This window comes from Butyrivibrio sp. ob235 (assembly GCF_900109475.1).
GTDB lineage: Bacteria > Bacillota > Clostridia > Lachnospirales > Lachnospiraceae > Butyrivibrio.
The window spans coordinates 168875-192852 of sequence record NZ_FOBE01000003.1; the positions used below are offsets into that span (position 1 = coordinate 168875).

General features: G+C 43.0%; 16 protein-coding genes. 11 read left to right on the forward strand and 5 right to left on the reverse strand.

The window, feature by feature from the left end; genetic code table 11:
- Positions 1-8: 8 nt before the first annotated feature.
- The gene (locus BMW61_RS04875) at positions 9-1091 is read right to left on the reverse strand and encodes a GGDEF domain-containing protein (RefSeq protein WP_091820099.1); all 1083 of its coding nucleotides are present in this window, start codon (positions 1089-1091) and stop codon (positions 9-11) included.
- A 160-nt stretch (positions 1092-1251) separates the two neighbouring features.
- Here BMW61_RS04875 and BMW61_RS04880 point away from each other — a divergent pair, with 160 nt between their 5' ends.
- On the forward strand, positions 1252-2199 hold the full coding sequence (locus BMW61_RS04880) for an MraY family glycosyltransferase (protein WP_091820101.1): 948 nt from the start codon (positions 1252-1254) through the stop codon (positions 2197-2199).
- A 40-nt stretch (positions 2200-2239) separates the two neighbouring features.
- Here the strand turns inward: BMW61_RS04880 and BMW61_RS04885 are convergent, their stop codons facing one another.
- A complete protein-coding gene (locus BMW61_RS04885; protein WP_091820103.1) occupies positions 2240-3913 on the reverse strand; it encodes a putative bifunctional diguanylate cyclase/phosphodiesterase in 1674 nt (557 codons plus the stop codon).
- 311 nt (positions 3914-4224) lie between these two features.
- Here BMW61_RS04885 and BMW61_RS04890 point away from each other — a divergent pair, with 311 nt between their 5' ends.
- A complete protein-coding gene (locus tag BMW61_RS04890; RefSeq protein WP_091820105.1) occupies positions 4225-7734 on the forward strand; it encodes a glycosyl hydrolase 115 family protein in 3510 nt (1169 codons plus the stop codon).
- Here BMW61_RS04890 and BMW61_RS04895 read toward each other — a convergent pair whose 3' ends face one another.
- Entirely contained in the window at positions 7735-8874 is a 1140-nt protein-coding gene (locus BMW61_RS04895) for a glycoside hydrolase family 88 protein (protein ID WP_091820106.1), read from the reverse strand.
- Positions 8871-10406: a lipopolysaccharide biosynthesis protein gene (locus tag BMW61_RS04900; RefSeq protein WP_091820107.1), complete on the reverse strand. Its 1536-nt coding sequence runs from the start codon at positions 10404-10406 to the stop codon at positions 8871-8873. The genes BMW61_RS04895 and BMW61_RS04900 overlap by 4 nt, the downstream gene beginning before the upstream one ends.
- 65 nt (positions 10407-10471) lie before the next feature.
- On the opposite strand from BMW61_RS04900, the gene BMW61_RS04905 reads away from it, so the two are divergent.
- Genes BMW61_RS04905 through BMW61_RS04925 form a run of 5 tightly spaced genes read left to right on the forward strand, consistent with a single transcriptional unit; the run spans position 10472 to position 17041 of the window.
- Positions 10472-11527 (forward strand): NAD-dependent epimerase/dehydratase family protein, encoded by a 1056-nt coding sequence (locus tag BMW61_RS04905; protein ID WP_022760264.1) that lies wholly within the window; start codon positions 10472-10474, stop codon positions 11525-11527.
- On the forward strand, positions 11528-12628 hold the full coding sequence (locus BMW61_RS04910) for a DegT/DnrJ/EryC1/StrS family aminotransferase (RefSeq protein WP_091820109.1): 1101 nt from the start codon (positions 11528-11530) through the stop codon (positions 12626-12628). It abuts the gene before it with no gap.
- Between the two features lie 14 nt (positions 12629-12642).
- Complete coding sequence (locus BMW61_RS04915) at positions 12643-14232, forward strand: DUF6056 family protein (RefSeq protein WP_026498279.1); 1590 nt, start codon at positions 12643-12645, stop codon at positions 14230-14232.
- 24 nt (positions 14233-14256) lie between these two features.
- Complete coding sequence (locus tag BMW61_RS04920; protein ID WP_091820110.1) at positions 14257-15513, forward strand: hypothetical protein; 1257 nt, start codon at positions 14257-14259, stop codon at positions 15511-15513.
- Positions 15506-17041, forward strand: a complete 1536-nt coding sequence (locus tag BMW61_RS04925; protein WP_091820112.1) for a glycosyltransferase family 39 protein — start codon at positions 15506-15508, stop codon at positions 17039-17041. Before BMW61_RS04920 ends, BMW61_RS04925 begins: the two co-directional genes overlap by 8 nt.
- Here the strand turns inward: BMW61_RS04925 and BMW61_RS04930 are convergent.
- On the reverse strand, positions 17013-18842 hold the full coding sequence (locus tag BMW61_RS04930; RefSeq protein ID WP_091820113.1) for an ArnT family glycosyltransferase: 1830 nt from the start codon (positions 18840-18842) through the stop codon (positions 17013-17015). The genes BMW61_RS04925 and BMW61_RS04930 overlap by 29 nt on opposite strands.
- A 147-nt stretch (positions 18843-18989) precedes the next feature.
- Here BMW61_RS04930 and BMW61_RS04935 point away from each other — a divergent pair, with 147 nt between their 5' ends.
- Genes BMW61_RS04935 through BMW61_RS04950 form a run of 4 tightly spaced genes read left to right on the forward strand, consistent with a single transcriptional unit; the run spans position 18990 to position 23965 of the window.
- The gene (locus BMW61_RS04935; protein ID WP_091820115.1) at positions 18990-19985 is read left to right on the forward strand and encodes a radical SAM/SPASM domain-containing protein; all 996 of its coding nucleotides are present in this window, start codon (positions 18990-18992) and stop codon (positions 19983-19985) included.
- Positions 19986-20004: 19 nt separating this feature from the next.
- On the forward strand, positions 20005-21762 hold the full coding sequence (locus BMW61_RS04940; protein WP_175475101.1) for a DUF6044 family protein: 1758 nt from the start codon (positions 20005-20007) through the stop codon (positions 21760-21762).
- A gap of 15 nt (positions 21763-21777) precedes the next feature.
- Positions 21778-22722, forward strand: a complete 945-nt coding sequence (locus BMW61_RS04945) for a glycosyltransferase family 2 protein (RefSeq protein ID WP_022760256.1) — start codon at positions 21778-21780, stop codon at positions 22720-22722.
- Positions 22723-22762: 40 nt separating this feature from the next.
- Positions 22763-23965, forward strand: coding sequence for an SGNH/GDSL hydrolase family protein (locus tag BMW61_RS04950; protein WP_091820118.1), 1203 nt, complete (start codon positions 22763-22765; stop codon positions 23963-23965).
- The last annotated feature ends 13 nt before the right edge of the window (positions 23966-23978 follow it).

Below are 23978 nucleotides of genomic sequence, written 5' to 3' on the forward strand. Positions count from 1 at the left end.
AAAAAATCTTATGATGAATAGTCTCTTCTCTTGCGATCAGCGGCTTCTATAAGCATTCTCAGCTCATCCTCGTCTCTGGGGGTTCCGTGTGAATATCCGCTTGTATAGTGAATAGGTTTATCTATTTCGGGGATACTGAGTGTGGCCATACTGCGCTCCCAGATAGACAGGCGCTGAAGCGCATCACTAAGTTCCATGTCCTGAAGTATTATAAGGAATGAGTCAGAGCCATATCTGTAGGAATGACTGTCCGTGAGGTGAGTTTTAATATATTTGCCCACCTGATTGAGGATTGCATTACCTGCATCAAGGCCGTATTCTTCGTTTACCTTGGAAAATTCGTCAAGATCAAGCATAACAACAATTATATGGTGGTTCTGGTATGAATCGAAATCATCACGTAGAGCATAGCGGTTTTTCATATCAGTGACATTATCATGTACCGGAACATTCTGGAGCATGTCGTTCATGGTTTCAATGCGGTGAATACGCTCAAGCTCTGTTGCCTGCATACGGTATTTGTTGAAGGCACCGATGACTGTAAGTATTGCAAGCAGAGAGTAGTTAAAAAGATTGATCCTTATGGCGCCGTCATAGGCATACAGTATCAGGTAAAAAACAATATAAGAGCCAAAAATCAAAATGAAACTGGTTATCGGCGGCAGCAAAAAGAAATTGACCAGACAGAATACTATAGCAAAAAATACAAACATTTGGTTTCCGTTGGTGTAATGATAGAAGGATGTCGCGATACCAAAGATGATGATAAGGATATAGTAGATTATGCTGATATGTCTGTAAGTGCTGAATGGATGTTTTGAATCCTTAAGTCCGTAATTTGAAACAAGGAAAGTTATGGCACTGATACCTATTGAATAAAGTGCATTAGGAATAACACCCGGTTCGGAAAGAACATCTCTGAAAAATATAAAATAGGAAATTAAAGCCAGTAATTCCATGATTGTAAAAGCAAAGGAAATATCTCTTGCTGACTTTAAATTGATTCGGTAAAGACCTTCCTTTATGGAAGGGTGAATATATGGATTAATATAATTCAATACATTTTTTTTGATCTCGGAAAAAGTTGCCATTAGTTCCTACCTTCGATAATATAATGATAAAGGCGGTATGTGCTTGAACGCCCCTCGCTGAAAACACAAAAATACATAAGCCAAAGCAAATTATATCACAAATATGCATAATTCTGAATAAAAATGAGCTGAAACAACGGCTTACAGAGGAGAAATTGTAATGTTATATGATACTTTTTTAGGTTTTTTCACACCACATCAGGCAGCAGCTATAGGAATGGTAGTTTCATTTATTCTGACGTTTGTCACGCTGAATATGAGGTTCTCATTTCTTCCGCAGGATCAGGGGCGCGCTTTTGCCATAAACGGTGCTTTGTCTAAAGGCAAGCTGCGCGGAGTGGGAATTGTTTTTGTTATAGATTTTATACTTGTTTCTGTTCTTTTTTTGCCACTCTCTGTTGAGATGTTGATCTATCTGGGACTGCTTTTTCTTATAATGCTTAGCGGTTATCTTGATGATGCGGCAGAAAAGCCGTGGAATGAATATAAAAAAGGACTTATTGATTTTGTGCTGTCAGTAGCGACTATGGTTACCTTCCTGTCGCAAAATGGCACGACAATAAAGTTTCTGGCATTTGAACTGAGCATACCCTACCCTGTTTATTTTGTGCTGGGAGTAGCACTGATCTGGGTGGCAATCAATGTCACCAATTGTTCTGACGGAGTGGATGGACTTTGTGCATCACTTGTTATTGTAACAATAATGTCGTTTGTTATTTTATTTTCCGAAAAATTGGGAAGCGTTGGAACAGCAGGACAACTGCTGGTGGCTGTGCTTCTTGCATACCTTTATTTCAACTGTTCGCCGAGTTCGATGCTGATGGGAGATGCCGGCTCCAGAGCACTGGGATTCTTCATTGCAATTCTGGCAATGAAGTCCGGTCATCCTTTTTCATATCTGATGTTATCATTGGTGCTTATAATCGATGGCGGCCTTGGCCTTCTCAAGATAACACTTATCAGATTCTTCAAGCTCAAAGTAATGACCAACCTTCGAACACCGATCCACGATCATGTTCGCAAAAACCTCGGATGGTCCGACACCCAGGTAGTCCTCCGCTTTGTAATTATCCAAGTGGTTCTATCTATTCTTTATGTAGCACTCTAATACCAATATAGTATGTATGGGGCTTTGGATTAAAGGGTTATCAGATATTATAGGTCTTATTTTTCAGGCGATCCTCAAATTCTTCTCGGGTGAGGGGCCTGTCGTAGAAGAACCCCTGGACCAGATCGCAGCCGACACGTTGCAGAAATTCTATCTGGTCGGGACGCTCGACACCTTCGGTTATAACCTCAATATCGAGCTCCTTTGCCATCTGAATGATATTTTTTAAAACAATCTCATCGCGGCGAGTGAGAACCTCATTATCGATAAAGGACTTGTCTATCTTGATGGTCGATACAGGCAGATCTCTTAGAATTCCCAGAGAAGAGTAGCCTGTTCCGAAATCATCGATCGAGCTGGCAATATTCATGCCGTTCAGCTTCGTCAGGAAATGAGTGATAAGACCTTTTTCCTTTGAAGTCGCAGTTTCGGTAACTTCAATCTGAATATAAGACAAATCTAAATCATATTTATTTATTATCTCAAGAATCTGATCTGCAAGTCTCTCGTCTGTGAGATCGCTCCTGGAGAAATTGACGGAAACAGGGACAGGATCAAGACCTTCGTCCAGCCATTTGCGGATAGTGCGACAAACTTCCTCAATGACGTAGATATCAAGACCGATCGAAAAACTGTTTCTCTCAAGTACGGGAACAAATTCAGCCGGATAGACATATTCACCTTTGCACAGCCAGCGGGAGAGTGCCTCTGCTCCGATCAGCGTATGTGTCCTGGTGTCTACTTTAGGCTGGTAATATACCTTAAATTCATTATTCAAAAGACCGTCCTCAAAGCGATCTTCAATCTGCTTCTCACGGTAAACCCTGGTGCTCATCTCCTTTGTTACAAAGAGGAAAGGCTCATTTGAAAGTGATCTGGCAACGCTAAGAGCTATAGAACTGCGTCCAAGAATCTGACCGGGATTTTTCAAAGAGTCATCAATATCGTAAACTCCGGCAACGGCACTTATAGTCACAGGTACCTGTTCGCCGTCGCGTATTCCGTATACGGTTGTTTTTTGAAGCAGGTTCAGAAAGTCGCCGGTGCGTTCCTTGCGAATAAGCGCAACAAAATTATCTCCGCCGAGGTGACCGACTACTTCGTCTTCTTCACAGAATTCCAAAAGTGCTCTTGCATATCTGCGGACAATATTATCTGTTTCATCAGCGCCGAAGCGTCTGTTTATAAGCCCAAAGCCTTTCAAATTAAAATAATAGGAGTTATATTTTGTTATCTCACCGGAAATGACTTTTCTTGTGGCAAAAGCCAGAAACCCTCCTGAATTCGGAAGGCCTGTAAGATACTGAGTGAGAGCGCTTTTCTGAACGAGTTCAACCAGTCTGAATCTGCCGATATGTATGAGGAATATTCTGATGGCAGACAAAATAAACTGCCTTTCATCCGGGCTCCAGTTTGTCTCGATTGGAGCATACACACGGGCAGTTATCATTCCGTTTTCAAAAGTGCGCTGGGATTCTTCCAGCCACACAATTTCCGTTTCCTCATCCGAAAGCATTTCGCCTGAGTAAATGGTCAAATGTCTGACTTCACCGGTTGGAGTCTGCCTGGTTTCCGGAATATTCATATCCAGAGTGATTCGGGAAATCTGAAGAGCGGGAGCAATAAGAGAAAAGGCATCACCGCATGCCTCCATGGTATTTTCCGTACCGGAAAGTATTTGAACAAATTTCTCCAGAGTTATAGTTTTATCCATGAATATTCACTCATATTGTTATTGTCGCTACTATCCTTATTTTGCTATAAATATTTGATTAAAACAAGTGAATAATTACGTTTTCTCTATATTAGTTTTAATTATCCGTCAAATTAGACAATTTATGTAGAAATATTCGTCAATGTGCTATAACACAAAATGATTAAAACTTGATACAATTATGTAGTATCACAAAATCTCATTTATATTTGATTTTTTGAGTGTCTGTTAATACATCAACTAGAGGTTCATGGGGGGTGCCGATGTCTAAGGGGTGACTAGGCGCGGACCGAAACGGAGTGTAAACAGTTATGGGGATAACTATCAGGCAGTACTCATCGGTCGTGGTGACGATCAGTGAGCGCGAATCTGAAGCAGTCAAAATTGCGGTGTCAAATCTGATCCGCGACTTCAAAAGGGTGTTACAAATTAATACGGAAGTCCATGACCCTGACTCACAGCATATTCTGGTGGGTACTGTTGGCGTGTGTGAAGACTTCGAGGAAGAGGATCTTGTCGGCCTTTTCAGCGCACATGGCAGAAGAAGAAAAGAGGCATATGTTATCCGTGATAGGCGAGGAAGGCTGATAATTGCCGGTTCCGACAGAAGGGGAACCATTTTTGGTATATATGAATTTTGCAGATCTGTGCTGGGAGTTTCACCCTGGTACTTTATGGCCGATGTGCCGATTCATCCCAAGACTGAAATTAATCTTCCCGATGATTATCATGTTTCGGATCATCCGAGCATAGAATACCGAGGGATATTTATAAATGACGAAGAAGAGCTTGATCACTGGGCTCAGAGATATCTTGGCGAAACTACTATAGGGATAAGGACCTACGAAAAGATCTTTGAACTGATGCTGCGCCTTAAGATGAATTACCTCTGGCCTGCAATGCATGTAAATGCTTTTAATGCAAATCCCGAAAACGCAAAGCTTGCTGATAAGATGGGAATAGTTATAGGTACTTCCCACTGCGATATGCTTATGCGCAGCAATAACAAGGAGTGGAGGCCCTGGCTTGAGAAGAAGGGTTATAGTGGCATGCCCTACGATTTCACTGCTTCCGAAAAGAGCAGGGATGCAATAATAGAATACTGGCAGGAAGCGGTTGAGCAGAACAAGGATTATGAGGTTACCTATACTCTCGGTATGAGAGGCGTTCATGATACTGAGTTTGAGCCGGTGGCACTTGCTGGACTTAAAGGGGATGAACTTCGAAGTGCCAAGATAGAACTTCTTGAGGATGTAATAGATGCTCAGGAAAAAATTCTGGACAGCACTCTCGAGTATACGCCCATGAAGATCTTTGTGCCTTATAAAGAGGTGCTTGAGCTGTATGATAACGGGCTTAAAATTCCGGACGATTTTACACTTATATGGGTGAACGACAATTACGGACATGTAAGAAGATATCCCAACGAAAATGAAAAGCGTCGCTCCGGTGGTAACGGACTTTATTACCACAATTCGTACTGGGCGCCGCCGGGAGCATCATATCTTTTCCTGTGTTCAATCCCGCTTTCACAGACCAGAAATGAGCTTAAGAAGGCATACGAAGAGGGAATAAGAAAGCTCTGGGTTACAAATTTTGGTGCGATAAAGCCGCTTGAGCAGCAGATGACTTATTATGCCCAGCTTGCATGGGATATAGGAAAAGGGGATACCATCTGTGCGGATGAGGTGGAATTCCTCGCAAAGTGGATTGATGAAACCTTCAGCGGACATCATGGTAAAAAGCTTGCGCCGATGCTGGTTGAGTTTGATCAGCTGACGAACGTGCGTAAAGTAGAACAGATGGATGTGGACGCTTTCTCGCAGACAGCTTATACGGATGAGGCAGTTAGCCGTATTCACCGCTATGAGTATATGTTTAAAACCGGAAACAGAATATATCATTCTCTTCCCGATAACGAAAAGGATGCTTTTTTCCAGTTGATACTGATGAAAATACATGCCGCATATTATACCTATGCAATGTATTATTATGCGGACAGAAGCAACCTGTGTATAAGACAGGGCAAAACCCACAGTGCTTCGGACTATACCACAAGATCACTGGCCTTTGATCATGCGCGAAGGAGCATGCTTTATTACTACAATCACGTAATGTCAGACGGAAAATGGGACGGGGTTATGACTCCGGAGGACTTCCCGCCGCCGAGGACTGCGATGCATCCCGCATGCAAACCGCCGATTAAAAAGTCTGAGGATCATCTGATTGTCACTTGTCAGAATGAAGAGAATTCGCTGACCTTTGTAAAGCCGGTTGAAAAATGGTTTGAAATAGCAAACTCGGGAGAAAACGAGATCGTAGTGACGGTTGATCTCCCCTCATGGCTCAAAGTAACAGACGAGAGTATAGTCGGTTTTGATGGACACGGTGATATCAGAATCAGCGGAGAAGAGAGACTTCTTCTGGAGGTTGACTGGACCACGGTCTCCGACATGATAGAACAGATGACCAAGAAGGGCGAGGTGAAGCCTGACGATGCTGTAGTTTCCATTAAGGATGAAATCCATGTAATGGCTCTGATGACAGGAGAGAATCATGTTATACCCGTGGAGGCCAAGCTTTTCAGGGGAATAACACTTCTCGGCCAGGGGAATATTGTATTTCCGCCTCACATGGAGGATGACGGAATGCTTAGAATAGAGGCCGATATGGTTCGCGACCTCTCGGGAGCATGGGTCAGAATTCCAAATCTTGGAAGACAGAGAGGATCGCTGGTTGAGGCCAGGACAGAAGGCGCTACCCTTACCTATGAAGTAACTGTCACCAGTGAGGGCGCATTCCTGCTCGAACTTCATAGATTCCCGTCGCTCAATTCCAAAGGAAGAATCAGAATCGGAGTTTCCGTGGATGAAAACCCTGTGGAAGTTATTGAATCCAGAGCTAATGATGAATTTAAGGGAGAGTGGAAAAATAATGTCAGAAATAACGTAGATAAGCTTTATCTGCGTCTTCCGAATATAAAACCCGGATCGCACAGAATTATTTTCCATGCGGTAGACAGATATTTTTCCTTCTCGAGATTTGTTATCTATACAAGAGAAAGACAGGAGAACACGCTTGGTATAAGAGGCGGAGATTTGAGGTTGCCGCTTAGTTTTGATGCCGCGGGTTTCTGCTGGGATTTCTATGGAAAAGAGGCCTACGAGCTTCCGCCACGACCGGTCTATTATGCTTTCAGAAAGCAGAAGGGCAACTGCCTTGAAATGGGTGAACATATGGAATTCCTCTCCCATTACGGAGCTCCTGTTGCCGCAGGTGAGATAGTGGCTACGGGTGAACACACAGCAGTTGAAAAGGACGGAAGAATATTCATTGAAGCAGCTGCAGCCCTGGCACAGTCTAAGGCCGCTTACACTGAGGGCGGATGGGATTATTGTAATGCTCCTTCGCACGGAGAGAGCGGACTTGCCATGTATATCAGGGATGAAAAAGCACTTGAAGGCTATCATGGCACAAGCTGGGGAGGAACGAGCGCAATTAAAAAGGCGCCATCTCTTCATTACAATATTGAAACCAGAGGCGGTACCTATAGGATATGGGGAAAGTTTCTCATGTGGGATGAGGAAAAGTCACATTTCACGATAGGCGTGGATGATAAGATTTATTCCGAGAGAGACTTATACAGCGGACAGTCCATCTGGCGTTTTTCTGCAGAGAATATCTGGAGATGGGTTCCTCTAATGGATGTAAAACTGCGAGGCGGAAGGCATACGCTTAGATACTTTGCGCTTTCGGCAGGAATAAGAGTGGAGCAGTTCTATCTGACTGCTACTGATGAGCTCCCGCCCGCTATAGTGTAGTTATATTATGCTAAGAAGAGCTAGTGTGCTTCCCTGACCCCAGGGGAAATGATCGTAGATCTGCCTGTGAACAGCGATGTCCTCACAGCCGCTTAGAGCATGTAATACAGAGCCGTTATCGGTTTTTGCAAGGAGAAAATCGCCTGCGCCGGAAATGGCTTTTTTTACGTCCTCAGCAAGATCCTTGGCGTGAGCGTGAAAAGCGCCGCTCCTCATCCAGACTGCCATGGAATAAGCTATCATGGCTGTAGCGGAGGTATCGGGTTCGCCCTCTGTTGCGGGAAGAAGCCAGGAAAATCCTCCGTCGGGTCTCTGGTAGGAGATGACAGTTTTCATGAGGGTATAATATTGTGACATGATCTTGTCGGCAGTGTTCTTTAAGAGGGATTCTCCCGAGGTATCGTTTCCTTCGCTGTATTCGCGTTCAAGACCGGCAAGCAGCTCGGAATATCCCATCATAAGCCAGCCTACAGCTCTGCCCCACCCGATGATTCCATGCTTCATATCCTTTTCCAGAGAGAATGCGTGATAGGGAAGACCGGATCTTGCATCAAGTCCTTTTTCGTGAAAATTCAGGAGTTGTTTTGCTGCCAGAGCCATGGCATTTTTTTTATGAAAAACTGAGGCATAGCGGGAGAGATACATTGCACTCTGCCCTGCACCATCCGCATATATAAGGTCATTTCCTTTTGAGGGATTGTAGATGATGCTTTCTTCGCTGTTTTTGGGACACTGAGCCAGATAATTGGCTATTTTCACAGCCCCGTGATGGTAACGCCTTTCGCCGGTATTTTCATAGATGCTGATAAGAGCAAGACCGGCGAGAGAGTCGTCAACAAAGGATACTTCTTCACCGGCTTTTATCCATTTATCCAGGTAGGAGCCTATGCATTGCGTAATTTCATCTCTGGATGCCTTGTCAATAAGAGATGAAGCATTCCCGGACGGAGAAAAAGCAGCCTCGGACAAGCCGAGCAGCAAAAGCCCTGCGGGCCAGAACATGGGATCTCTGTTGGTAGTGGCTCTTTTTAGTGCCTTTTTTGCGGCATCTTTTAAAGCGTCCTTTGCCGAGTAATTATTTATATTTTTCAAATCATTTTCGGTTACTTTGATTATCTGTTCAAATGTTTCCTTGTTCATGCCTTCCCCAGCTTTCTCAATACTATGCCTTTTAGATATTCATATTCCTCGGTCTTGTGATAGATGATCCAAAATACACCATTAAATACTACGGTAACAATGATTATCATAAGAGCAAAAGACAAGATGGTTATGTTTTTAAGAACAATTGTGCTCAAAAGATAAAGGACCGCAATAATCGAGACTTCTGTCAGTATATACTTCAGACTGTCCATAAAGTAGGACAGTGAACTTTTATCAAAGCATACGCGGTAAATTATAATAGGCTTCGTAATATTGGCTATAAGTCCCGATACGACTGTTCCGACATAAATACCCGTAAGACCGATCTTTTGAACAAGCACTATGGATATTACAAGATTTACAAAGCCCTGAATCAGAGCAAGGTACTTGTCCTGCTCGAAAACACCGGCAGCTGTCTTATAATTTGAAAGAACAATTCTGTCGCCTTTGAAATAGTAGTCTGTCAAAAGAAAATAAACGGCAATGGAGCTGAGCATCCATTCCGGCCCCTTGTTCTTTACGATCCACAGATATATAAGGGGTTGAATCATTATAAAAAAGCCGCAGGCTGAAAAACCGTAAACCCAGGATGCAAAGAAGCGATAAACCTTAAAGGTTTTGTATTGTTTCTCCTTTGATTCAGTGGCGATCAGGTTGCCGAATCCGGAAATAACAGAGTTGAAAATGATATTTACGAAATTGGAGATGGTACTTATTACCATTGTGTAATTGTCGACATAACCTGCCACTTTGACTTCAATGAAAGAAGAAATTATCAGAGTATCAGTCTGAAGTCTAGCTACATCGCCCACCTTGTGCATAACGAGAGCTTTGGTCTTTTTCCATACTTCATCGTGTTCATCCCTGGAGAGGGGAGTTACGTCCTTATCTGCGAGATATGGATAGAGTTTATTCAAATAGCTGTTGACGAATATCTTCTGGATAAGCTGAACAGCAGCATCGGTCAGCAGGTACAGGTAGAAATTCGGAATAACAAGGAGGACAATTATCTGGAAAAATACGGTAATTATCTTCGTTATAGTAATAATATTGGTCTGTATGTAGTTTTTCTGCTCGGCATTAACAAGGCTGTACTTATAGGATACAAAGTAAGTGCTTACCGTATTAAACAGAAAGATGAGATAATATAATGTAAGGTCGCGGGGCGTGATATCTCCGGGATTTTTGGTGAGATACTTAAGAAAAGGTGTGAGCGAAAGACCGATCACAGCCACTACAATGGCTATAGTGTGATATGCCTTGCGGTACATCTGCATGTAGGACTTTACCTTCTCTATGTCCTTTTTGGCAACGGGAGCATACAGGCTGAAATTAAGAGCGGTTCCTATGCCGAGCTCAGCCATTGACAAAAGTGATAGGATATTGCTATAGAGTGCATTGACACCAAGAAGAGTCTCGGCCAGCCGATGAATGAAAATGGTACGCAGAATGAAGGACATTAGCGCTGTTGCCAGCTGTCCTACGTATCCGAATGTTATGTTTTTGGCAGCAAGCTTTGTTCTGCCCATAAATTGACCTCCGGGACTTTTTTCACTATCATGTTATTATATCATTTTAAGGAGAGTTTTTAGTAATGAAAGAAAAAAATGTTAAGTTAGATGGCAAAACAGTTCTTATCACAGGTGCTGCCGGATTTATCGGCTCTCATCTTGCCGCAAGACTACTTGATGAATTTAAAGATATAAAGGTTGTCGGATACGACAATGTTAATGATTACTACGATGTTCGTCTTAAGGAAGAGAGACTTGAGAAGCTTTCAAAATATGAAGACTTCATTTTTGTAAAGGGCGATATTGCTGACAAAGCAGCTGTGGACGAGGTATTTGCAAAGTATAAGCCTGCAGTTGTTGTAAACCTTGCTGCTCAGGCCGGAGTCAGATATTCAATCGAGAATCCCGGTGCTTATATCGAAGCAAATGTTATCGGCTTCTACAATATTCTGGAAGCATGCAGACACTCCGATCCCAAGGTTGAGCATCTTGTTTATGCATCAAGCTCAAGCGTATACGGCGGAAACACAAAGCTTCCGTTCAGCACCAAGGATCAGGTGGATCATCCGCTGTCACTTTACGCTGCTACCAAGAAATCCAATGAGCTCTTTGCATATTCCTACAGTAATCTCTATGACATGGCTACTACAGGCCTTCGTTTCTTTACTGTATACGGTCCTATGGGAAGACCTGATATGGCACTTTTCCTCTTTGCGGATAAGCTCCTCAGAGGCGATACAATTCAGATCTTCAACTATGGTAACTGCAGACGTGACTTCACCTATGTCGATGATATCGTAACAGGCGTTGTGAATGTAATGCAGCACAAACCCGATGAAGATGAAAAGGGCAACCGCTACAAAGTATACAATATCGGTAACCACAATCCCGAAAACCTCATGGACTTCGTGGATCTTCTTCAGAAAGAGCTTGTTGCTCACGGAGTTCTTCCGGAGGATTTCGATTTCGAGGCACACAGAGAACTTCTTCCCATGCAGCCCGGAGACGTTGAGGCAACTTTTGCTGATGTAGACGACCTTATGGAAGATTTCGACTTCAAACCTGACACACCCCTTAAGGACGGCATCCACCGTTTTGTTGACTGGTATGCAGGATACGTAAAAAGAAGAGACAACTAAATGGATAATATAATGCAAAGCCGTATGGATCGCGGCTTCTTAAGACATCAGGATGAATATGAGGCAAAGGCTCTGGAGGTTCTTCGCTCGGGCTGGTATATTCTCGGCAAGGAAGTGGAGAGCTTTGAGGAGGAATTTGCTTCCTATGTCGGGACAAAGTACAGCGTGGGCCTTGCCAGTGGCCTTGATGCACTTTGGCTGGCGTTTAAGGTGCTGGGAATCGGTGAGGGCGACGAAGTTATTGTTCAGGGGAATACATACATAGCAAGCGTTATGGGAATAACCATTAATAACGCAACACCCGTTTTTGTTGAACCTGATGAGTATTATCAGATAGATGTCTCTAAGATCGAAGAGAAGATAACTGACAAAACCAAGGCTATTCTTGTGGTTCATCTCTACGGACAGGCTGCGAGAATGGACAAGATTACCGCTCTTTGCAAAAAGTACAATTTGAGACTTGTAGAGGACTGCGCGCAGTCCCACGGAGCTCTTTTTGATGGGAAGATGACGGGAAGCTTCGGAGATATCGGATGCTTTTCATTTTACCCGTCCAAAAACATGGGTGCCTTCGGAGATGCCGGGGCTATCACTACAAATGATCCGGAACTTGCAAGACTCATGAAAATCTACCGCAATTACGGCAGTGAGAAGCGCTACCACAATATGGTGGTTGGTGCCAATTCAAGACTGGATGAAATGCAGGCGGGACTCTTAAGGGTCAGACTCAAGTATATAGAAGAGATAAATAACGAACGCTATCAAATCTCTCGGAAATATGCTGAGGGTATTACCAATCCCCCTGTTATTAAGCCTCAGGTGGCAGACGGAGCCACCAGCGTATGGCATCAGTATGTGATCAGAGTTAAGGATCGCAGGGATGAATTCATGGAATATCTGAAGAATAATAACATAACAACCATTATTCATTATCCCATTCCGCCGCATCTTTCGGAAGCATATTCATACCTGGGAATAAGGGAAGGTGCTCTTCCCATAACGGAAAGCTATGCCAATGAAGTTCTTTCGCTTCCCATTTATGCCGGGATGACTGATGAAGAACAGACCTATGTAATAGACTGCATAAATTCCTTTGAGTAAACCGGAGCCGATACATGAAAAAGAATATAAAGGTAAAAAGCCTTAGAATTATTCTGTTTTTGATAAATGTTATAGCCGTTCTCCCCATACTTTTTGTTTCGCTTTATAATGTGCCTTCTGCAGACGATTTCAGTATGGCCTATGAAGTCCATGAAGCCTTTGTCTCCGGCGGCATTTTTGCGGCGGTATTTGAAGCTGTATATATGGGAGTATGGTATTACCTGAATTGGACCGGAGTGTATTTCAGTGATGCGCTCACGGCTCTGGCACCTCATGTATTCGGAGAGAAGCTTTATTTTCTCGGAACATGGATTGTTCTTTTGATGTTTACCGTAGGGCTTTGCTATTTCCTTCGGCAGCTTTTGCACAATGTTCTCAGAGTGGAAAAGCACCTCACCGGATGCATAACCGGTGTTATCTATTTTATTCTGATACAGTGCATGCCTGCCGGAATGAGCAGGGTGGAGAGCCTTTTCTGGTACAGTGGTGCGATAAACTATCTTTTTATGTTTGGTCTTGGGCTTTTGTGGCTGGGATTTCTTATGAAAATCGCAAATGCCGAGTATTATAAGAGCTACAAGATTGTCCTTTTATCTATCCTTGGTTTTTTGCTTGGCGGAGCCAACTATATGACTTCACTGAGCCTCGGAATAATATCAGTATGTATTTTAATAATATCAGTGGTATCGATGTGTTCTGGAAAGGCTTCGCTGGAGAAGCAGATTGAATACAGGAAAAAGCTTGTGGTACGTATTGCGGAGCGATTTTCCGGATTCAGAAGAGTTGTTTCTCCTGCTATATGCATGCTAATAGGGCTGATCCTGGCAATGATAGCACCGGGAAATGCTAAGAGATCTTCTGCAGCTGCGTATAATCCCATAAAAGCAATTCTTATGGCAATCTACTACACATTTGATGCGATGCTTGGAAAATGGCTTACCTGGCCGGTGATTGTACTTCTGGCACTTCTTATACCCCTTCTGTGGAAGGCAACGGGAAGAATCAAGCGGTTTTATGGATTTGATCATCCTGTTCTTTTTGCTTCATTCTGCTTCTTACTGACAGCGGCAGAAATTACACCACCAATCTATGCAACGGGAAGTATTGAGGCCGGAAGAATTCAGGCGCTTTTCTATATGCAGGGGATGCTCCTGCTGATATTGATCATCGGATATATCTGTGGATGGATTAGATATGTGATTAAACCTGCAAAACTCCTTGATGACGATGCCTTATCAAAGAGAAAACCCGGAGACCTTCTTCAGGATGCCTTTCTTGGTGAACACGCTTCAAAGGTTATAGTTTTTGTCGGTGCGGGATTTATCGCGGCATCTGCTATTGCGTTAAAGCCTGAGATAAACCTATATACCGGGACGGCTGCAGTCAGAGACATCGCATCGCATGATGCAGCGACCTACAAGGCTGAGTTTAACGATAGGCTCACGGTTTTAAAAGATGGAAAAATTAAGGACGCAGAGATTTCACCTTACTCGGTTCATCCCACGCTCCTTTTCTTTTCGGACATAACGGAAGATGAAAAAGACTGGCTTAACAAAGCTGTCGCAGAATATTATCATAAAAACAAAGTTACATTGAAACAATGATTTTCAATGCACTGGGAGGTTTTCTTGAGTACAAACGCAAGAGATAATGGCAATAAAAAGGAAATAAAGGCCGGGGTGACGGGATTTGATAGGTGGCTTATTGCTTTTGTTAACGATAATCTCGATAAGCTTGCACTCTGCGTTTTATTGCTTCTGGCAGTTTTGATAAGAGTAAAAATGATACCGGAAACAACACTCTCTCCGGATTACGAGAGTTACTACCTTCCCTGGGTTCAGGCATACAGAGAGTATGGCTTTTTTGGCGGACTGTCCAAGGATATAGGTGATTACTATGTGCCTTATAACGTCATGTATGCTATCTGCTCGCTTTTTCCCTGTGAGCCCTATATTCCACTGGCTGTTTTCTCAATGATCGCAGAGTTTGTAAGTGCCTTTTTTGTACGGAAAATTCTTATCCTTATCCTGGCGGAGAGGGGAATTACAGAAGATAAGGCTTCCTTACAGGCTTCCTTTGGCGCGGTGCTTACGCTGTTTTTGCCCTTTGTTGTCTGGAACGGGGCTCTGTGGAAGCAGTGCGATGCCATCTACGTAGTATTCCTTGTTATATCGCTGTATTATCTTTTGAAGGATAATTACAGGACGGCTTTTATTTTTCTTGCGATTTCCTTTGGATTTAAACTTCAGGCAATCTTCTTTGTGCCGCTTTTTATGGTGCTCTATTTTGCAAAGAAAAAGTACAGTATTCTGGAGTTCTTCTGGATACCTGTTATGTATTTGATATTGGGACTTCCCTGCGTTCTCTGCAGGAGAGGGCTTAAAGCAACTTATCTTGCCTACCTTTCTCAGACTCAGGAGGTTTCGACTGAAGGATACGGTATGGTGTCCTATTATCCCAATTTCTATAACTTCGGACTTGATAATTTCGATGAGATATTAACGCTCCCCGCTGTTATTATGGCTGTAGTGGTTCTTGGAGTTATGGCTGTTTACGTACTAAAACATGCGGAATTTCTTGGAAAGAAGCAAAATGTTCTATATTTCGGTGTTTTCATGGCATGGACCTGCTGTATGTTCCTGCCGGGAATGCACGAAAGATACGATTATGCCGTTGTACTTCTGATGACTGCGATTTGTCTTACATTGGAGAGGCAAAAGCTGTGGGCTGCCGCACTGATGAATCTAAATTCCACGCTTGTATATATTATGGTTTTGTTCAAGCAGGAAACATTACCGATTACAGTAATATCTGCAGTTCAGATCGTTGTTTATGCCATAGTGGCATTTGACCTTATAAAGAGAATTGGAGGCCATCGTGCATAAGGCTTTAAGAAAACTTGCAATGGTATTTTTTGTGCCGTTTACTGCGCTTTGTCTGCTAATTCTTGCAGCGAGCTCCGTTACCACTATATATTACGACACTGATCAGGGAGCGGATCTTCCGAGATTCGGCGCGCAGAATTATCTGATTCTGATAGTAGGCGCTGCTTTGTTTCTTTTGGCAGCTTATTTCATTACCAAAACGCATAAAAAAGTTCTTTTTTCGATCGTTCTTATCGCAGAAGCACTTTTGTGCCTTGTGATCATTTTTACTTCGGATGCGGTGGCGGTAACGGACGGCCTTACGCTGGATAAAATAATAAACGCATTCAATGCCGGGGATTACAGCAGCCTTGAGAAGGGCGGCTACATGTTTGTGTATCCGTTTCAGATTGGTTACGTGGCAATCGGGCAGATATTAGCTGACGTCTTCGGACCAAGTAATTATCTTGTGTTTCAGATAATCAATCTGGCGGCGATACTAGTGAGCGTTATTTTTTTACACAAAATAACCCGTGAACTTTTCGAAGATGATGGAATCTGCGAGGTGCTTGATCTTTTATCGCTTCTGATGTTTTTCCTGTATTCTTATGTCACTTATGTATACAACGACATCTGGTCAGTAGCACCCGGAATTCTGGCATTGTACTTTGAGATATGTTATCTGAAAAAGCATGAGATAAAGGATGAACTGTTTGCGGCATTGTTTCTGGGGCTTGGGTGCCTTTTAAAAACAAATCTTTATATAGCGCTTATTGCGATGGCTATTCTCCTTGTGGCAGATCTGCTTCAGGGTGCTCTGACTAAGGCTGATAAGTTCAGGGGAAGATGCGTCATGAGCGCTGCTTTTATCATTCTTCTTGTGGTCATGGCTCTTTGTCCGCTGAAGCTTATAGGAAATGTATATGCGAAAAAGGCCGGACTTTCTGAATATCCTGATGGCGTTCCCAGTTCAACCTATTTTGCCATGGCGATGCAGGAGGGAGAAGGAGAGTGGGGATGGTATAACGGATTTAACTGGAATACCTACGCTGAAGCTGACTATGACCCCGAACTCACCGGAGAAAAGGCTAAGGCAGCAATAGATGAAAGACTCTCCGAATTCAGGGAAAGACCTCTGCATGCAGTTAAATTCTATGTAAGAAAGCTCCTTACCCAGTGGGCGGATCCCACACATATTTCTCTTAGAAATTATGAGCTGTCCATGAGACATTCAGAGTCGAAGTCAGCGTTTGCCCATTCTCTTATTTATGGCACCTGGTCTAAGATTTTTCAGGCAGTAATGGATGTAGCTCATTTTCTGGTATATTTCGGTGTGTGCATCTATTGCTTTGCGACCATACGAAAAAAGAGCCTTGATTTACCTCAGGCTCTTCTGATACTGTTTGTTTTCGGTGGGATGCTGTTCCATGAGATATGGGAGGGATCATCCAGATATATTATCAGGTATTATCTAACGCTTCTTCCTTTCGGAGCGTATGGGATAAAAAATACGATATCCTTTATTTCCGGTTTGACGAAGCGGAGATAACACAGAAGTTACCAAAAGCCTTAATGCCCATGCTTTCCGCATCATATCCGGGGATTTCTTCAAGAGTCGGCAGCTGAGTTTTATGAAGAATAAAAACACTGCCCTCCGCAAGATATAATGCAAGGTTGTCATTCATATCATCAGGGAGACCGAATCTGAAATGGGTGAAGGAATCGGCAATTCTGAATTCAGCAAGAGGATCTTTATAGTGCACCGTCTGAAGGAAATCTTCCGGCGGTGTTTTTGTGTAATAAAGGGCAATCATGAAAGGCGCCGAAACATGCTCATAGGTTGAGAAAATCGTGCCCTCCTTTGAAATAATATCCTCTGCATATGCGCAGGCTTCTCCGTAGCCGGGCATAAAAGCTTCCGCACTAAGGTTGTTATAATCTGTGAAATAAACCTGTGCAAACAAAAATGCGCCGATGAAGAAAAGAGCCGGAGGCAGGGCTTTTGCGGCTACTGCCAGAGCCTTGATATGTTTTTTGTAGGAGCTTTTCTGTACAGTGACAAATTCATCCACAACAAATACAAACCCGCGAGCCAGGTAAAAAACAAGCGGGATAAAGATTAGCACCATCCGGGTTATATCTTCTTCCACGAAAAGACCGAAGATAAATGAGGGATAAAAAAGGCTGTTCATTATCAGGTCCATAAAAGAACCGCCCTTGGCACGAATAAAGCTGATAACTATTCCGAGAATTGTCATTGGAAAAGTAAAAGCCAGAAACGGAGGAAATCCGGGTATATAGCTTAGTATTTGCTCGGAAGAATTACCGAGAGTCATATTTTTTATCATGGTGATGAAATTAACGAAAATAGCAGGAAACAAACCGGCTCCGGAAGCAAATATCGACCTTTTCGCAGTAAACTTTGTGATTGAAAAAATCGGAGTAATGATTTCCGGAAGATTAAGGAAATTAACTGCGTAAAATACAAGGAGAGGCAGGGATACCAGGAGGAAAATACCAACACCTAGTTTTACCTGAGACATCGTCATTCTTCCTGATTTTACACAGATAATGCACATGATGATAAGGTGAAGGGGGATGACAAAGGTTGCAGCCCCGTAGCTGTACAGACAAAGAGAATAAACGACTGCGGAAAGTGCATAAAATATGGTTCCGCGTTCTTTTTTTGCCCCTCCGAGTATAAATAGCAGGAGCGCAGAAACGACAAAGAAAGGCGTGGTATTACAGTCAAGGCTCCATCTTGAGAGCATTACATGCCATGGAACGAGTGCCATTATGGCAACACTTACGAGAGGAAGCCACAAATATTCCCCTGTTACACGCTGGAACGGTATGGCGCTTTTTTCACTTAAAAGGGTTTCCCTGCTGAGAATTCTGATAAGAAAAAAGAGAACCACAAGCGTTGCTATTCCCAGGATAGCCGGAAGAATTCGAAGAGAAAGAGCACTGCTGCCCAAAAGCTTAGTGGTAATAACGTTTAAGTAGATCATAAGGGGGCTGCCGCCGCCTGAGCCATAGGTTATGGGATAAATGGGAAACGGGTTGCCGTCGCGGTCAAGTCCGAAGGCAGAGAGAATGTAGGCCTCATATCCGATGGAAGCCTCGTCCTGATGGAGTCCTGCTGGAATGCCTGCAAGCCGGTAAAGTCTTAAAGCGGCACCTATCAAAATGATAGCTGTGGGCAAAAGGACAGTGTATACTTTATTGAAAATAACATCCGATACATAAACCTGATAGGCAGAGTTCTTATTGTTTTTGGTGTGAAGAAAAAGAGCAAAAACAATCATCCCCAGATAGATAATAAGTGATACCGTATTAGCTGTCCCCATAAACTTCTCCCAAGAAAGAATTAGAAAAAATCCCCCAATGCCTTAATTATAGGGAACATGAGCACCCTAAGTCAAACGCTATGTTGAAAAAATTACTACCTATGATATAATAAGCGCTGTTGTAGTTATTATTTTGGAGGAAGTAAAATGCCAATCAAGGTTAACAGTTTTATGGGTAAATTCGGATGGTTCGCAAGGAAGCATTTTCCCATGCTTGCCAGCGAAGCTTATCTTAAACTTCAGTTTGCTACGAGACACAAACAGCAGCAGGCTTATATAGATTATTTCATGAATGCAAAAGAAGTACCGATGCCGAACGTGGTTAACATCGAGACCATCAACAGATGTAATTCCACCTGCGCTTTCTGTACTGCCAATGTTCATGCTGAGAAGAGACCTCTTTGCAAAATCGATGACGATCTCTACAATAGCATAATCGATCAGCTCGCAGACTGGGGTTATAAGGGACATCTTACACTCTATGGTAACAACGAGCCCTGGCTTGATACCAAGATTGTTGAGCGTCATAAATATGCAAGAGAGAAACTTCCGGACAGCTTCATCTTTATGAGTACGAACGGACTTATCCTTAATATTGATAAGGTTAAGCAGATTAAGCCTTATATCAATCAGCTCATAATCAATAACTACAGTATGGAGTTCAAGCTTCATAAGAATATTCAAGAGGTTTATGAGTACGTTAAGGCTAATCCCGATGAGTTTAAGGACCTCGAGATAGAGATTCAGATGAGATATCTTGAAGAAGTACTTACCAACAGAGCAGGTTCTGCTCCCAATAAGCAGGCAACCGAGAAGGTAATCAAGGAGACCTGTCTTCTTCCCTTCACGGATATGTGGATAATGCCCAACGGAAAGCTTGGACTTTGCTGTTGTGATAACTATGAAGTGACCAATTATGCAGATCTTTCGACTACAAGTCTTAAAGATGGCTGGGCTTCGGAAGAATTCATGGCAGTAAGAAGAAAAATTGCCGAGGGACGTCAGAATGAGCCTTTCTGTAAGCACTGCGATTTCATAGATGCAGGCTTCAGAATGACAATTGTTCAGGCTATTCTTGAGGGAAGAGATCCCAATAAGCTCGGCGGACATGAGAGAATGGGCATTTTCAAAAAGGAAGACTAAGTCAGCGATTGGAGGAATTGTGGGTTCAATAACCGTTAAAATCGCAACAAGGTGGTATATCTGCCTTATCAGCATTTTTATGATAGCTGTTTTTGCTATGTTTATGATAGTAGGAGAGAACAGCTACATAGCTATACCCGACAATCTGGACCTGTTCGTGGCCCAGTATAAAATGATGAAAAACACAGGGACATTCTTTGCTCAAGGCGCGAATGTCCCATTTCTTAATGGAATAAGCAGAGACAACCTTCCAGGTGAGTTCTACTTATACAGTGTTCTTTTTATGCTCTTTCCCACATATATCGCATATGTTCTCGGATATTTACTGAAAATAGTGATAGCGATCGTATCCTGTCTGCTTCTTGCTGGGGATATGATGGAAAATGAAAACCCCGGTGACATCGCCTGGATATGTGCTTTTGCTTATGGGATTTTGAATCTTTTCCCGGCCTTTGGTATAGCCTTTGCCTCAATACCTCTGGTTATTTATCTTTTGAGAAAAATATACAGGCTGGGGTTTAGCCGTGCCTGCGTAAAATATTTCATTCTTTTATTCCTGTATCCGGTAGTATCATATTTTTCATATTTCGGAATGTTTATTCTGGGATATCTGGTACTGGCAATTATATGGAGACTGATAGCAGACAGAAAGCTTTCACTGCCGCTTTGCCTTGCGCTTGTTATCCTTGCTCTTGGGTTCGTAGCCTTTGAATACCGGCTTTTCGGTGAGATGCTCTTTTCCGATGAAGTGACCATAAGAAGCACCATGAAGGATGCTTCGATGGGATTTTCACAGATAATGGGCGAGTGTGCGGCTGTATTTACAAGCGGTATGATGCACGCGGATGACGCTCACCGTTTTCTGGTTCTTCCGATATGCACGGTCTACTTCGTTTTTCTGAATGTGAGATATATTCTTCGCAGGGATTTCAAGGGTATGGTGCATGATATCTACAATCTCTTCGCGGTTCTTCTTGTGTTTAACAGCCTGATATACGGCCTGTATTACAGCGAGGGAATGAGAAATTTTGTAGCTTTTTTACTCCCGCCGCTGACAGGGTGGCAGTTTAACAGAACCATTTTCTTTAGCCCGTTTATATGGTATGCATCTTTGTTTGTTGTATGCATAAGGATGGCACGAAAAGAGAATGTGGTTTTCAGGATTGCGGCAAGAGTGATACCAATTGCAGCTGTATTTGTAATACTGCTTTGTTCAGAGCATTACAATGATGTATATGACACCGCCTACGGCACAGCATATAGGATAAAGACGGGGCAGGAGGTAGACAGGCTAAGCTACAGAGAGTTTTATTCCAGCCGGCTTTTTGATAAAATAAAAGGCGATATCGGTTATGATGAAAGTCAGTGGGCGGTTGCCTACGGAATGCATCCGGCCGTGCTTGAGTATAACGGGATATCTACACTGGATGGCTATCTTGGCTTTTATTCCCAGGAATATAAAGAGAAGTTCCGAAAAGTAATAGCCCCGGCGCTTGATAGAAAAGAGAATACCAGAATCTATTTCGATGATTGGGGTGCACGCTGTTATCTTTATTCCGGAACGGACGATTCTATCGTAATGGCTACAAGGAGCTATACCGGCGTCACTGACACGGATATTTACATAGACACGAAGGCTCTTTCGGAGCTTAATTGTAAATATATTTTCTCCAGAATAGAGATAGGCAATGCCTCGGAGAAGGGGCTTTACCTCGAGGGAACCTATGAGGATCCTTCATCTCCGTATATAATTTATGTCTACGGATTAGAAAACTAAAAAGGTGAAGAAAGAATGGATAAGATCGCAGTACTGATTCCCTGTTATAACGAGGAACAGACGATAGAAAAAGTAATAAAAGACTCAAAGGCAGCGCTTCCGGATGCTGTGATATATGTATACGACAATAATTCCACTGACCGCACATCGGAGATTGCCAAGGCAAACGGTGCGGTTGTTCGCCATGAGTATGTTCAGGGCAAGGGCAATGTAATCAGAAGAATGTTTCGCGAGATTGATGCTGAGTGCTATGTCATGGTTGACGGAGATGACACATATCCTATGGATGCCGCTCCGGGTATGTGCAGCCTTGTACTTGAAAAGAATGCCGATATGGTAGTCGGAGACAGACTTTCATCGACATATTTTACAGAGAATAAGAGACCTTTTCACAATTTTGGCAACAGCCTGGTAAGAGGAAGCATTAATCGCCTCTTCGATTGCGATATCAGAGATGTTATGACAGGATTCAGGGCTTTTAGCTATGAGTTTGCAAAGACCTTTCCTGTTTTATCTACCGGTTTTGAGATTGAGACCGAGATGACAATACATGCGGTCAATAACCACATGCAGATTGAAAATTATATCATCGAATTCCGCGACAGACCTGCGGGATCAGAGTCAAAACTCAATACATATTCCGATGGCATGAGAGTTCTCATGACAATTGCACGACTTTACAGGGACTATAAGCCCATGGGATTTTTTTCGATCGTTTCACTGATTCTGGCAGTTGTATCGCTTGTATTTTTCATTCCGATATTTGCTGAATACCTTGAAACCGGTCTTGTTGCCAAGTTTCCTACACTTATAGTCTGCGGATTTGTCATGCTCGCAGCGGTATTATCATTGTTTGCGGGGATGATATTACACAACTTAACCATAAATCACAGAAGAGAATTTGAGATGAGACTTATAAGTCTCCACTCAGAGAAGAAGCGCCTTATGCGTAATTCCTGAACCCGGTTTGGGAGAGGTGCTTTGTATTAGGAGGAATATTATGAAAAGAAAAATAGCGATGTTAATGACTACCATTATACTTGGTACGTCACTTTTTGGTTGTGATGATCCTTCCAAAACTAATAGTGAGGGAGGCGAACAGGCTTCCATGGCCGGTACGGAAGAATCTATAGTTGCAAGTGACGCTGCGGACAGTGCATCATCTGTAGAAGAAAGTTCAGGCGATGCGGGGGAGGCAAATCCTGCAGATACAGCTTCCGCAGAACCCGATGCAGCATCAAATGCGTCAACAGAAGCGGTTTCTTATGCTCCGGAAGAAATAGTTGAGCCTGAGATTCCTGTAGAGGAGCCGGTACAGCCGGTAAACCAGACTGCTGCAGAGGAGCCCGAGCAGCAGGCAGAAACCACTACAGAAGCTCCGGCTGAAGAAGATAAGAACTATGATATTGTTTTCATGGGAGACAGTCAGTTTGATAACGCGAGAGGCACAGCGTCAGAGATTCCCGCATACACCTGCTGCCTTCTCGATAAGGATGTTAAGTTCTATAACCTTGCGATAGGCGGAACCTCTGCATCACTTGGAAGAGAGGATTATCTTGATGTTTCAAGCTTTAACGATTCCTGCTTCGTGGGTATCTGCTATGCGCTTGCAGGAGTTTGCCCTTCCGATTATCTTAGTGCATATGCTATGTACGAGGATTTTCAGAAGGTTAAACCGGAAAATGTTGACCTTTATGTTATTGAATACGGAGCAAATGATTATATAAACGGTAAGGACCTGTTTAATCCTAGCAACAACAATGATATTCACACCTATAACGGTGCGCTTACAGAGGGTGTTGAGACCTTGCAGAAGATAAGTCCCAAAGCGAAGTTTATTATCTGCAGCCCCTCATACTGCGTATGGTACAACAGTTCCGGACAGCTTATCGGAGACAGCAATGTTGTCAGCAAGGGAATAGGACCTCTTAAAGAGTATGCGAATACAGCAAGTAATTTTGCAAACTCTGCAGGTTTCCCTTACCTTGATTCAATGTATGCGTCCAAGTTTGATCTTAAGATGGAGACCTATGAGGATTATCTGTCAGACGGACTTCACTATACCGAGAAGGGCAGACAGATATATTCAGCCGTTTTGGCTCATCTTATTGAGCAGGTGCGCGGAAAGGAAGTGGAGGATCTTCCTTACTTTACGATCACCAATTTTGATTTCTGGTATTACAAGGACAGTATCGGCCGTTAATACCATCGTCTCT

What these genes read in the sequence shown, in the direction of transcription:
- BMW61_RS04930 (WP_091820113.1), bottom strand. Translation starts at nt 18,842, where the DNA reads ATGGGGACAGCTAATACGGTATCACTTATTATCTATCTGGGGATGATT.
- BMW61_RS04885 (WP_091820103.1), bottom strand. Translation starts at nt 3,913, where the DNA reads ATGGATAAAACTATAACTCTGGAGAAATTTGTTCAAATACTTTCCGGT.
- BMW61_RS04890 (WP_091820105.1), top strand. Translation starts at nt 4,225, where the DNA reads ATGGGGATAACTATCAGGCAGTACTCATCGGTCGTGGTGACGATCAGT.
- BMW61_RS04950 (WP_091820118.1), top strand. Translation starts at nt 22,763, where the DNA reads ATGAAAAGAAAAATAGCGATGTTAATGACTACCATTATACTTGGTACG.
- BMW61_RS04880 (WP_091820101.1), top strand. Translation starts at nt 1,252, where the DNA reads ATGTTATATGATACTTTTTTAGGTTTTTTCACACCACATCAGGCAGCA.
- BMW61_RS04895 (WP_091820106.1), bottom strand. Translation starts at nt 8,874, where the DNA reads ATGAACAAGGAAACATTTGAACAGATAATCAAAGTAACCGAAAATGAT.
- BMW61_RS04905 (WP_022760264.1), top strand. Translation starts at nt 10,472, where the DNA reads ATGAAAGAAAAAAATGTTAAGTTAGATGGCAAAACAGTTCTTATCACA.
- BMW61_RS04900 (WP_091820107.1), bottom strand. Translation starts at nt 10,406, where the DNA reads ATGGGCAGAACAAAGCTTGCTGCCAAAAACATAACATTCGGATACGTA.
- BMW61_RS04945 (WP_022760256.1), top strand. Translation starts at nt 21,778, where the DNA reads ATGGATAAGATCGCAGTACTGATTCCCTGTTATAACGAGGAACAGACG.
- BMW61_RS04910 (WP_091820109.1), top strand. Translation starts at nt 11,528, where the DNA reads ATGGATAATATAATGCAAAGCCGTATGGATCGCGGCTTCTTAAGACAT.
- BMW61_RS04935 (WP_091820115.1), top strand. Translation starts at nt 18,990, where the DNA reads ATGCCAATCAAGGTTAACAGTTTTATGGGTAAATTCGGATGGTTCGCA.
- BMW61_RS04915 (WP_026498279.1), top strand. Translation starts at nt 12,643, where the DNA reads ATGAAAAAGAATATAAAGGTAAAAAGCCTTAGAATTATTCTGTTTTTG.
- BMW61_RS04875 (WP_091820099.1), bottom strand. Translation starts at nt 1,091, where the DNA reads ATGGCAACTTTTTCCGAGATCAAAAAAAATGTATTGAATTATATTAAT.